Origin of the sequence: Micromonospora sp. NPDC049089 (assembly GCF_040648775.1) — a bacterium.
Taxonomy (GTDB): domain Bacteria; phylum Actinomycetota; class Actinomycetes; order Mycobacteriales; family Micromonosporaceae; genus Micromonospora.
The window spans coordinates 18,920-31,022 of sequence record NZ_JBEZEH010000063.1 but is presented as its reverse complement, the minus strand read 5'-3'; the positions used below and the strand labels follow the sequence as shown (position 1 = coordinate 31,022).

General features: G+C 70.2%; 7 protein-coding genes. 3 read left to right on the top strand and 4 right to left on the bottom strand.

What is annotated here, in order from left to right:
• Positions 1–15: 15 nt before the first annotated feature.
• Both AB0B48_RS13540 and AB0B48_RS13535 read right to left on the bottom strand, forming a co-directional pair.
• Complete coding sequence (locus AB0B48_RS13540) at positions 16–1,272, bottom strand: hypothetical protein (RefSeq protein WP_357200397.1); 1,257 nt, start codon at positions 1,270–1,272, stop codon at positions 16–18.
• Positions 1,269–2,588: a hypothetical protein gene (locus AB0B48_RS13535; protein ID WP_357200394.1), complete on the bottom strand. Its 1,320-nt coding sequence runs from the start codon at positions 2,586–2,588 to the stop codon at positions 1,269–1,271. The genes AB0B48_RS13540 and AB0B48_RS13535 overlap by 4 nt, the downstream gene beginning before the upstream one ends.
• A 314-nt stretch (positions 2,589–2,902) precedes the next feature.
• Between AB0B48_RS13535 and AB0B48_RS13530 the strand changes: the two genes are divergently transcribed.
• The 3 genes from AB0B48_RS13530 (at position 2,903) to AB0B48_RS13520 (ending at position 9,104) form a co-directional block, all read left to right on the top strand.
• A complete protein-coding gene (locus AB0B48_RS13530) occupies positions 2,903–4,777 on the top strand; it encodes a nucleoside-diphosphate sugar epimerase/dehydratase (protein WP_357200391.1) in 1,875 nt (624 codons plus the stop codon).
• A gap of 198 nt (positions 4,778–4,975) precedes the next feature.
• Positions 4,976–8,080 (top strand): M14 family zinc carboxypeptidase, encoded by a 3,105-nt coding sequence (locus tag AB0B48_RS13525; RefSeq protein WP_357200388.1) that lies wholly within the window; start codon positions 4,976–4,978, stop codon positions 8,078–8,080.
• Positions 8,081–8,171: 91 nt separating this feature from the next.
• Positions 8,172–9,104 carry an NAD(+)/NADH kinase gene (locus tag AB0B48_RS13520; RefSeq protein WP_357200385.1) on the top strand — a complete coding sequence of 311 codons (933 nt, stop codon included), beginning with the start codon at positions 8,172–8,174 and terminating at the stop codon, positions 9,102–9,104.
• Positions 9,105–9,151: 47 nt separating this feature from the next.
• Here AB0B48_RS13520 and pgm read toward each other — a convergent pair whose 3' ends face one another.
• Together pgm and glgC are read right to left on the bottom strand one after the other, a co-directional pair.
• The gene (gene pgm, locus AB0B48_RS13515; protein ID WP_357200383.1) at positions 9,152–10,795 is read right to left on the bottom strand and encodes a phosphoglucomutase (alpha-D-glucose-1,6-bisphosphate-dependent); all 1,644 of its coding nucleotides are present in this window, start codon (positions 10,793–10,795) and stop codon (positions 9,152–9,154) included.
• A gap of 31 nt (positions 10,796–10,826) precedes the next feature.
• Complete coding sequence (gene glgC / locus AB0B48_RS13510) at positions 10,827–12,059, bottom strand: glucose-1-phosphate adenylyltransferase (RefSeq protein ID WP_088990519.1); 1,233 nt, start codon at positions 12,057–12,059, stop codon at positions 10,827–10,829.
• Between the last annotated feature and the right edge of the window lie 44 nt (positions 12,060–12,103).

Genomic DNA, 12,103 nt, shown 5'->3' with positions numbered 1-12,103 from the left:
GCGCGGGTCCGGCGGTCAGACTGGTTGGACCGCTGGTGCGCGGTCCGCCGCGCGGTCTCGCAGCAGCAGGAGGTAACTGCCGCCCCAGGCGACCGCGCTGAACAGGGCCAGCAGGACCAGCGCACCCGCCGCGCCGGGCGCGCCGAAAAGGACCGCCCCAGCGACGACCGCCGGTACGCGGAGCCCGCCGAGCAGGATGCCGAGCACGATCGCCCGCCGGCTCGCCCGCTCGACCCGCAGCCCGGCGAAGCCGATCGCGGCCGGCACGGCGAGCAGGCTCTCCAGCGCGAGCAGCACCAGCAGGCTCCGGGCGACGGTCCAGTTGGCGCCGAGCAGTTCCTTGCCGACCGAGTCCGGCAGCAGGGCGACCGCGACGGTCAACGGCAGGACGGCGGCGGCCACCAGTAGTGCCAGCCGGACAGCCGCCCGCGTCCGCACCGAGGGGGACTCGGCACGGGTGCGGGCCAACTGCGGCAGGATCAGCGTGGCCGCCGTCGACAACACCAGGTTGACCGGCCCCAGCAGCGTGCGCCCGGCGCTCAACGCGCCGACCACCGCCGTGCCGACGACCAGCGCCACCGCGGTCAGCGCCAGCTGCGCCGACCCGGTGGTCAGCAGGAACTGCGCACCGAACCCCGCCGCGACGCGGGTCTCGGCTCGCCCGACCCGCCAGCCGGGCACCAGGGCGTACCGGCGCCGGGCTGCGACGACCACACCGATGAGAGCACCACCGACGGCCCACAGGGCGAAGACGTACGGCGTGTCGATCACCCGGAGCAGACCGGCCAGCGCGGCACACCCGGTGAGCGCCGCCCAGGCGATCTCCTGGGCCATCGCCGCCGAGGGAGCGCCGATGCCGACGGCGACCGCCTTGGTGTAGTCGTAGAGGACCAACCCGGGCAGGGCGAGGCCCGCGAACAGCAGGTAGGGCGATCCGTACGCCGCGCCGGCGGCGCAGACCGGGGTGCCACCGACGAGGCCGAGCAGGATCGCCCGCCGGGCGGCCGACGCGACCCCGTCCCCGGTGGCCAGCACGGTGTCGGTGACGGTGCTCCGCACCAACCCGGAGCCGACGATGTAGAACGAGAAGGCGAGGGCGAACTGACCCAGCCCGCCGACCGACTCCAGTCGGGTCACGGTGATCGCCAGCAGCAGGTTGCCGCCGCTGGAGAGCCCGCCGACGACCAACGCGAGCAGCGCCCGACGACCGGTGCGTCGACCGGCTGGCGCGTCGGCCCGGCCGACCGCGTGCCGGCCTACCCGTACGGTCACCGGAGCGCGCCCGGGACCGTGGGCAACCGACCATGGTCCGGTTTGCGTGCCCCGTGCAGGGGTCGACGGCTGAGCCCCAGCAGGACGAAGACCGGCATCGCCGCCACCACGTGTTGCAGAAAACTGATGGTGGAGTCCGGATAGGTGTTGGACCAGAGCAGCGGATCGAAGAGCACCAGGCAGAAGAGGCTCAGCCGGATCGGGCCGGGGGGCCCCCGCCAGCGCAGCAGCACCGCCGCCACGGCGGCCCAGAAGGCATGCACGGCGAGCACGCCGACGGCGCCGTCGAAGAACCAGATGTTGCCCAGCAGCAGAAAGGTGTACGCCGATGTCGGCCCGCCGCCGATGTACTGGTTGATCCGCTGCCCGGTGGAGATCGGCGGCCGGTCCGGATCCAACACCCGGGGCACCAACCCGTACCGCAGGTAGTCGCTGACCCCGGGTTGACCCAGGTCGACCGGGACGTCGAAGCCCGCCACCACGCTGAGCTGACTATCCAGCCGCAGTCGGTCGGTGGCGGTGACCTTGGTGTCCACCGCGACGCCGCGATCCTCCCGGATGGCGTTGCGGTGCTCGAACACGGCCGGCCACGCGAGGAAGAGCACCACCGCACAGAACACCAGGTGGCGCAGTCGGAAGACGCCGCAGAGCGCCCCGGTGGAGGCCACGAAGAACAGCAGCGCGACCAGGGGTGCCGATCTGGCTGTCAACACGGCGATGTAGGCCTCCGCGCCGACGAGGACGGCCAGCCAGCCGTACAGCTTCGCCCGTGACAGCCGACCACTCAGGTGGCTGGCCACCAGCAACGCGAAGCCCAGGGCCGTCCACCCCGAGAAGAGCGTGCTCACCATGGCGAGCGGCCCGCCGGACAGGTCACCGGAGACCTGGTTGACGATGGTTCCCCTGCCGAGGTGGGCCCCGAGCACGTTCGCTGTGACACTGATCAGCGTGACCACGATAGCGACCGGATAGAGCCACGGATACCGGGCGTGGGCGCGTCGGAAACCCTCTCGCCAGCGCGGATCGGGGCGTGCGGACAGCCAGCCGATCGTCTCCACGGCGACGCTGCCCAGCAACGCGAACCCGACCAGGGAGACGATGAAACCGGTCTCCGGGTTCCGGTAGAAGGCCGCCATCGGCAGGATGAGCAGCGCGTACGGGGCGAGCACGACGACGGTCACCGGATAGCAGCGGAGCACCCGACCGACGAGATCCCGCCGGGCGCCAGACGCCCGGTCTCCGGTTGGCCGATCCATCCGCGCCTCGGTCGCACCGGTCGCCCCGCCGGGGTCGAGGGCAGCCCCGGGCCAGGTCATCGCGCGCGGGCCCCCTTTGGGATGTGGATGGTCGCTCCTGACCCAACGAGCCAACCGACCGAGCGAAACGCCCCTGCGTACGCGTCGCACATGTTGATCGCTCGGGGGGTGACGGCACGATGCTGGGCCGCCGCGAGGAGCCTCACCGGCAACGGCACGCCTGCCGGGATTCCCGACGTCGAATCAGACAACCGGTCATAGAAATGTGAAAACCGGATTTGGCGGCGCATATTCCGCTAAGCAGTTGGGGGACGTTCGTGGCCCCTGACCTGCCCTGGGTCATCTTCGGCCACGGACAGGACAGGGAGTCATAGATGCCGCCGGAGATACAACGGGTTGAGCAAACGGCGTCGACAGCCACCGGCCGGGCCAGGGTGAGTCGTCGGACCGCCATCTTCCTCGCCGCCGACGCCCTCGGCTGGGTCGGCGGGTTCACGGTCGCAGGCTGGGCGAGGTACGAGCTAGCTCTCACCATCGATCAGGCGGTCAACGCGATACTGCTCGGCGGCGGAGCCGCCGTGCTGCACGTCGGCGTCAGCGCACTGCGTCGCATTCGGTCCGGTCGTCAGCCCCTCGGCACCGTCGAGGAGGTTCGGGGGCTCGCCGGCACCACCGCCACCACGGCGGCTATCGTCCTCGTCGCCCTTCTCGCGCTGGGCGAACGTCCGGTGCCGGCCAGCACCCCGGTGATCGGTGCCGCGCTGGCGCTGCTGTTGATGCTCAGCTGCCGTCTCCTGCACCGCCACCGGCGGGACCGTGCGATGCGACCGGACGCCCGCTCGGCGACCCCGGTGCTCCTCTTCGGACTCGGCGAGGCCGGGCAGGGCCTGGTACGCGCGATGCTCAGCGACCCGAAGGGCCGCTACCTACCCGTCGGCGCGCTCGACGACGACCCGGGCAAACACGACCTGCGCATCGCCGGTGTCCCGGTGCTGGGCGGCCGGCAGCACCTCGTCGACGTGATCCGCCGCACCGGCGCCACCACGGTGATCTTCGCGGTGGCCAACGCCGACGCCACGCTGATCCGCGAGGTGCGGGAGGCGACCCTGCGCACCGGCACGGCGTTCAAGGTCCTGCCACCGGTCCGGGAGCTGGTGGATCACCGGATCACGGTCAGCGACGTGCGGGACGTCCAGATCAGTGACCTGCTCGGCCGACGCCAGGTGGTCGGCGACCTGACCCTGGACGACAACGGGCTCACCGGTCGACGCGTTCTGGTCACCGGCGCCGGGGGCTCGATCGGCTCGGAGCTGTGCCGGCAGATCATGCGCGCCAACCCCGGTGAGCTGATGATGCTGGACCGGGACGAGTCGGCCCTGCACAGCCTTCAGATGTCGCTCACCGGGCGGGCGCTGCTGGACGGACCCGAACTCATCCTCGCCGACCTGCGGGACGATGAGGGAGTCCGGCGCATCATGCGGCAACGCCGCCCCGAGATCGTCTTCCACGCCGCCGCGCTCAAGCACCTGACCCTGCTGGAACGGCACCCGGGCGAGGCGGTCAAGACGAACGTCTGGGGAACGCTCTCCGTGCTGGACGCGTGCCGGGACGTCGCCCGTTTCGTCAACATCTCCACCGACAAGGCCGCCGACCCGATCAGCGTCCTCGGCTACTCGAAGCGCATCACCGAGATGCTGACCGCGCACGCGGCGGCGACCTACCCGGGCACCTTCCTGAGCGTCCGGTTCGGCAACGTCCTGAGCAGTCGTGGATCGGTGGTGACCGCCTTCCAACGGCAGATCGAGGCAAGGCAGCCGCTGACCGTCACCGACCCCAACGTCACCCGTTACCTGATGACGGTGCAGGAGGCGGTGCACCTGGTCCTCCAGGCAGCCGCCATCGGCCGCGACGGAGAGGCACTGGTGCTCGACATGGGCGAGCCGGTCCGGATCGACGACCTGGCCCGCCGCATGGTCGAGCAGGCGTCCAGCCCGGTCCCGATCGTCTACACCGGGCTACGCCCCGGGGAGAAGCTGCACGAGGACCTGCTCGGTCAGGGCGAGGCCGACCACCGACCGCTGCACCCGCTGATCTCGCACGTGACGGTACCGGTCCTGGACCCCTTCGAGGTGAGTGGACTGGACCCGTTCGACGAACCCGCCAAGGTTACCGACCAGCTCGCCCGGCTCTGCGGCATCCTGCCCGGTCCGCTTCCCGAGCGACGCGCCGGGATTCCGCTGGCACGCTGACGCCGTCGCAACCGGGGCCGGCGCACTCCCCGCGTCGGCCCCGGCGCGAGCTGACGGAGCCTCCCCACACGACCCGCCACCTGTCACAGCCGGCTCCGGCATCGACACGGGCAGCAACGGCCCACCCATCGACCGATTGACAGCGATCAGTCCACACCGAAGGCTCGCGCCTACAGGTCCTTCACCCAAGGAGGCGCGATGAGACCGAGACGACTGGCGATCGCCAGCGTGGTCACCCTGCTCGGCGCACTGGCACTGACCCCACCCGCCAGCGCGCGGCCACCATCCGAACCGGGCGCCCGCGACGGCCTGGAGGTCTACGTCGGCACTGTCGACGCGAAACAGCGGGATCAGCTACGCGCGGCGGGGGTCGACCTCGGCCACGACGCGAAGACGGACGCGACCGGCAAGACGACTGTCGAGACGGTGCTCAGCCGCCGGCAGGCGAAACGGCTGACCGACCAGGGCGTCCCGTTGGCGGTGAAGAAGGTACGCGGCAAGGACGCGTCGCAGGCGCTGCGGGAGCAGGCGGCGGCGGGTTGGACGGCGTTCCGGCCCTATGGGGAGCCGGGCGGCCTGCGGGACGAGCTGAACGCCACAGCGGCTCGATATCCCAAGCTGACCAAGGTGGAGACGATCGGCCGCACGCAGCAGGGCCAACCGATCGTCGCCGTGAAGGTCACCAAGAACGCGCGGACCGTCGAGGACGGGAAGCGGCCCGCCGTGCTCTACGCCGGCGCGCAGCACGCCCGCGAGTGGATCACGCCGGAGATGACCCGCCGACTGATGCACCACGTCCTGGACAGCTACGGCACCGACCGGGAGATCACCAGACTCCTGGACACGACCGAGCTGTGGTTCCTGCCGGTGGCCAACCCGGACGGCTACGACCACACCTTCACCTCGGGCAACCGCCTGTGGCGCAAGAACCTGCGGGACAACAACGGCGACGGCCAGATCGGCTCGGGCGACGGCGTCGACCTCAACCGCAACTTCAGCTACAAGTGGGGGTACGACAACGAGGGTTCGTCGCCGGACCCGAACAGCGAGACCTACCGGGGCTCGGGCCCCAACTCGGAGCCGGAGACCAAGGCACTGGACCGGCTCTTCAAGCGGGTCGGGTTCGAGTTCTTCGTCAACTACCACTCGGCGGCCGAACTGCTGCTCTACGGCCTCGGTTGGCAGGTGAGCACTCCCACCCCGGACGACGAGATCTACAAGGCGATGGCCGGTGACGACGCGCACCCGGCGGTGCCCGGCTACGACCCGGACATCTCCGCCGAGCTCTACACCACGAACGGTGACACCGACAGCCACGCCACCGTTCGGTACGGCACGCTGGGCTTCACCCCGGAGATGTCCACGTGCGAGGCCGCTTCGGCGGTCGACCCCGACGACGAGTGGCGCCCGGAGGACTGCGTCAGCGGCTTCATCTTCCCCGACGACGAGGAGTTGATCGCTGGGGAGGTGAGCAAGAACCTGCCCTTCGCGCTGGCCGTGGCCAAGTCGGCGGCGGACCCGGACGAGCCGGTCTCGGTCGTCGGACGGAGCACCCCGGACTTCGTGGTGGACGCCTTCGACACCTCGTACGGGCGCACCCAGCAGGTCGCCGCGATCACCCGGCGGGCGCTGAAGAACGTGAAGATGCACTACACGGTCAACGGTGGGCGGCCGAAGACCGTAGCGGTCCGCGAGTGGCGCGGCGGTGAGCGGTACGGCGGCACGCACGACGACTACTACGCCGAGCTTCGCGGCACTGTCGGCGGCACGAAGCCGGGCGACCGGGTGGAGGTCTGGTTCACCGGCAACAAACCCCGGTCCGGGGTGGTCGCAAGCGTTCACTTCACCTACCGGGTGCACACCGACATCGGAGGGGACGTGCTGATCCTCGCCGCAGAGGACGTCACCGGCCTCAGCCCGGCGCAGACCGGCACCACAGCGAAGTACGCCGACGAGGTCGCGGCGTCGCTCAGCGCCGCCGGGCGGACGAGCGACGTGTACGACTTCGACGCGATGGGCCGCAAGGCCCCGCACCCGCTCGGTGTCCTGTCGCACTACAGGGCCGTGGTGTGGGAGACCGGTGACGACGTGATCATGCGCTCCCCCGGCCAGGTCGCCGGCACCGCGGCCAGGGCTGCGTTGGACACCGAACTGGCCGTTCGGGACTACCTGAACGAGGGCGGGAAGCTCCTGGTCAGCGGCCAGTACGCGTTGTTCGCCCAGGGTGCCAACGGTTCGTACGTCTACCACCCGGACGCACCGCCGGAGTGCACGAACGCCGACGATCCCGCCTGCCTGCCGCTGCTGAACGACTTCCAGCAGTACTGGTTGGGGGCGCACACCTACGTCAGCGACGGCGGCACCGCGCCGGAGGGAGAGCCGTTCCCGGTCGCCGGAAGCGACGGCGCGTTCACCGGTTTCACCGGCCAGCTCAACGGCTCCGGTTCGGCGGAGAACCAGGGACACACCGCGTCGTTCCTGACCACGTCGAGTTTCCTGCCGCCGGACGAGTTCCCGCAGTTCGCCAGCTCCGCGCCGGTGGGCTGGACCCGACCGGGTGGTGCGCCGTTCGACCCGCGTACGGGTGAGTGGTACCTGCACAGCGGGCAGGCCGACGAGTCGTACAAGCGGCTCACCCGCACCGTAGACCTCAGCGGGGCGAGCAGCGGAGAACTGCGCTTCTTCACCTCGTACGAGATCGAGCAGGACTGGGACTTCCTCTTCGTCGAGGCGCACGAGGTGGGCAGCGACGAGTGGACGACCCTGCCGGACGTCAACGGCAAGACCAGCACGGTCACCGGGGAGAGCTGCGCCTCGGGTTGGGACCAGCTGCACCCGTTCCTCGCCCACTACCAGGGCGCGGGCTGCTCCCCCACCGGCAGCACCGGCAGCTGGAACGCGGCGACCGGGACGTCGAGCGGCTGGAAGGAGTTCGTTGTCGACCTGACCGCGTACGCCGGCAAACAGGTCGAGGTGTCGATCACGTACGCCTCGGACTGGGGCACCCAGGGTCTTGGCGTCTTCCTGGACGACGCCCGGGTGGTGGTCGACGGGTCGACGGTGGCGGAAACCTCGTTCGAGTCCGCCGACCTGGGAGGTTGGACGGTGGCCGGGCCACCGGCCGGCTCCGGTGGTAACGCCAACGACTGGTCGCGCAGCCAGCAGGCGTTCGAGGAGGGTTCGGTGGTGGTCACCGGGGACACCGTGTATCTGGGCTTCGGGTTGGAGGGCCTCCCCCCGGCGGCCCGCGACGACCTGGTCGCCCGCTCACTGACTCACCTCACCGGGCAGCCCCGCCCCTGACGGCGGCGAGGTGCGCCGAGGGTCCGCGGGCCGTCGGCGCACCTTCGGTGTACGCCGGGTACGGTCGCCGCCGATGTGGTGAGCTGTACGGGTGTCGGGGCTGGGACTTGTGCTGCACCCCACCCGGGATGTCACCGAGGTGGTCGGGATCATCGAACGGTGGGCGACGCGTCACCGCAAGACGTTGTACGTGCGCGAGGAGGACCAGCACCGCGTCCCGTCCTCTGTCGAACCGGTGCCGGCGGACCAGGTGGCGTCCCGTGCCGACGCCCTGATCAGCATCGGCGGCGACGGCACCATGCTGGGTGCGCTGCGATCCGCCGTCCTCGACCCGAAACCGGTGCTCGGCGTACACCTGGGTCGGTTGGGGTTTCTCGTCGAGATCGAACCGCCGGAGCTGCCCGAGGCGCTGAGCCGGCTGCTGTCGAAGGACTTCACGATCGAGTCGCACGCCTGCCTCGCCTGTGACGTGTGCGGCGACGACGTCGTGGCGTTCAACGACATCGCGTTGGTCCGTCAGCCGGGCGCCGGTTTCGTCAGCGTCACGCTCGCCATCGACGGCCAGCAGTACGGCTACTACCGCAGCGACGCCGTTGTGGTCGCCACTCCGACCGGCTCGACGGCGTACAGCTACGCAGCCGGTGGTCCACTGATCTCCCCGGCGGCGGACTCGGTGGTGATCACGCCGGCGGCGCCGATGGCCGGCATCTCCCGGGCGGTGGTGCTCTCCCCGGACGAGAAGATCCGGTTGGAGTTGCAGCCCAACTCGTCGCCGGTCGTCGTGGAGATGGACGGGTTGGTGTTCCGCGACGCCGCGACGGACGGCACGGTGGACATCTCGTACCGGCGCGACGCCGGTCTGGTGGTCCGCTTCGACCCGCTGCGCTACCAGGAGCGCAACCAGTTGAAGATGACGCTGCTCGACCTGCCGTTCCTCCCCGAGCAGCTCCGCGAACTGCTCCCCGAAGAGCTACGCCGACGCGGCCAGGAGCTACCCCCACCCGCCGACCCCCCACCCTGCTAACCCACCCCACCCCAGGAGAGCCGGGGGTGGGAGGTGGGGGTAGGGGGTCAGGACTGGGTTAGGGCTTGGTCTACCAGGTTCTTGGCTTCTTCCTGGATCTGCCTGAGGTGGTCGGGGCCCTGGAAGGACTCGGCGTAGATCTTGTAGACGTCCTCGGTGCCGGACGGGCGGGCGGCGAACCAACCGGACTCGGTGCTGACCTTGAGGCCGCCGATCGCCGCGCCGTTACCGGGGGCGGTGGTCAGCGTGGCGGTGATCGGCTCACCAGCGAGCTCGGTGGCGGTGACCTGCTCCGGAGAGAGCTTGCCGAGCACTGCCTTCTGCTCCCGGGTGGCCGGAGCGTCGATCCGGGCGTACGAGGGCGCGCCGAAACGCTCGGCCAACTCCGCCCAGTGCTCGCTCGGGCTCCGGCCGGTGGTGGCCTGGATCTCGGCGGCGAGCAGGCAGAGCAGCAGGCCGTCCTTGTCGGTGGTCCAGGTCGAGCCGTCACGCCGCAGGAACGACGCCCCGGCGCTCTCCTCGCCACCGAAACCGACAGCGCCGTCGAGCAGGCCGGGCACGAACCACTTGAAGCCGACCGGCACCTCCAGCAGCGGACGACCCAGGTCGGCGGCGACCCGGTCGATCATCGACGAGGAGACCAGGGTCTTGCCCACCGCGGCGTCCGGCCCCCACTCGGTGCGGGTACGGAACAGGTGACCGATCGCCACCGCCAGGTAGTGGTTCGGGTTCATCAGCCCGGCGTCCGGGGTGACGATGCCGTGCCGGTCGGCGTCGGCGTCGTTGCCCGTGGAAATCTGGTAGTCGGCCCGCGCGGCGATCAGCGACGCCATCGCATTCGGCGAGGAGCAGTCCATCCGGATCTTGCCGTCGCCGTCCAGGGTCATGAACCGCCAGGTCGGGTCGACAGTCGGGTTGACCACTGTCAGGTCCAGCCGGTGCCGCTCGGCGATCTCACCCCAGTACGCCACGCTCGCCCCGCCCAACGGGTCCGCGCCGATGCGGATCCCCGCATCGCGGATCGCGTCGATGTCGATCGCCGCCGGCAGGTCGTCGACGTAGTTGGCGAGGAAGTCGTACTCCCCGGTGGTGTCCGCGGCCCGGGCCCGCGCGTAGGTGATCCGGCGGACCTCCTTGAGCCCGGCGGCCAGGATGGCGTTGGCCCGGTCCTGGATCCACCTGGTCACGTCGGTGTCGGCCGGCCCACCGTTTGTGGGGTTGTACTTGAAACCGCCGTCGTCGGGCGGGTTGTGCGACGGGGTGATGACGATGCCGTCAGCGAGCCCGCTGGTCCGCCCACGGTTGTGCGTGAGGATCGCGTGCGACAGCGCCGGGGTCGGGGTGTAACCGTCGCGGCTGTCCACCAGCACGGTGACCCCGTTGGCGGCGAGCACCTCCAGGGCGTCCACAGCGGCCGGCGCGGAGAGCGCGTGGGTGTCCCGGACGAGGAAGAGCGGCCCGTCCAGCCCCTGCTCGCGCCGGTAGTCGCAGAGCGCCTGGGTGACCGCCAGGATGTGGTCGGAGTTGAACGCGTTGCGCAGGCTGGAGCCGCGGTGGCCGGAGGTGCCGAAGGAGACCTGCTGGGCCGGGTCCGCAGGATCCGGATGCTCGGCGTAGTAGGCGGTCACCAGGCGCGGCACGTCGACCAGGTCGGCGGGCTCGGCGGGCTGGCCGGCACGGGGGTGGGTCACTGCGGGATCCTCCTCGGGGAGTGCCTGTCGGTCACGGCTCGACCTTCTGGCCCTTGCCGATCACCACGATGCCGTTGTCGGAAACTGTGTAACGCTGCCGGTCCTTCTCCAGGTCGACGCCGATCTCGACGCCCTCCGGGACGAACACGTTCTTGTCCAGGATGGCCCGCCGGACCACCGCGTGCCGGCCGATCTCCACACCCTCCATCAACACCGAGCCCTCGACGTGCGCCCAGGAGTGCACCCGCACCTTCGGCGAGACGATCGAGTTCTCCACCAACGAGCCGGAGATCACCACGCCCGGGGAGACCATCGAGCCGACCGCGCGGCCGACCCGCTCACCCCACTGGTGGACGAACTTCGCCGGCGGCCACGGCAGCTGCTCGGTGTAGATCGGCCAGTCGAAGTTGTACATGTTGAAGACGGGGTGCACGTTGATCAGATCCATGTGCGCGTCGTAGAACGAGTCGAGCGTCCCCACGTCGCGCCAGTAGCCGCGATCACGGTCGGTGCTGCCCGGCACCTCGTTGTCGCGGAAGTCGTAGACGTTCGCCTCGCCCCGTTCGACGAGCATCGGGATGATGCTGCCGCCCATGTCGTGCTTGCTGGTCTTGTCTTCCGCGTCGCGTTCGACCGCCTCACAGAGCGCCCGGGTGGTGAAGACGTAGTTGCCCATCGAGGCGTAGATCTCGTCCGGCGCGTCGGGCAGGCCGACAGCGTCGGTGGGCTTCTCGCGGAACGCCCGGATCCGCTTGCCGTCCTCGCCGACCTCGATGACGCCGAACTGGTCGGCCATCGACAGCGGCTGGCGGATGCCGGCGACGGTCACCGCCGCGCCGGACGCGATGTGGTCCTCCACCATCTGCCGCGGGTCCATCCGGTAGATGTGGTCGGCGCCGAAGACGATCACGTAGTCGGGCTGCTCGTCGTTGATGAGGTTGAAGCTCTGGTAAATGGCGTCGGCCGAGCCGGCGAACCACCACGGGCCACGACGCTGCTGCGCGGGCACCGGGGTGACGTAGTTGCCGAGCAGCGTGGACATCCGCCAGGTCTTGGTGATGTGTCGGTCGAGAGAGTGGGACTTGTACTGGGTCAGCACGACGATCTTGAGATAGCCGGCGTTGGCCAGGTTGGAGAGGACGAAGTCGACCATGCGGTACATCCCGCCGAACGGGACGGCCGGCTTGGCCCGATCCGTGGTGAGTGGCATCAGGCGCTTGCCCTCCCCACCCGCCAGGACGATCGCGAGCACCTTGGCAGCCATGCCACGACGCTATCCACCCGCGTCCCACTTCACCACTCGTACGG

Bases quoted from the DNA above. Each gene is read 5' to 3' on its own strand.
- AB0B48_RS13535 (WP_357200394.1), bottom strand. From the start codon at position 2,588: ATGACCTGGCCCGGGGCTGCCCTCGACCCCGGCGGGGCGACCGGTGCG.
- AB0B48_RS13530 (WP_357200391.1), top strand. From the start codon at position 2,903: ATGCCGCCGGAGATACAACGGGTTGAGCAAACGGCGTCGACAGCCACC.
- AB0B48_RS13525 (WP_357200388.1), top strand. From the start codon at position 4,976: ATGAGACCGAGACGACTGGCGATCGCCAGCGTGGTCACCCTGCTCGGC.
- glgC (WP_088990519.1), bottom strand. From the start codon at position 12,059: ATGGCTGCCAAGGTGCTCGCGATCGTCCTGGCGGGTGGGGAGGGCAAG.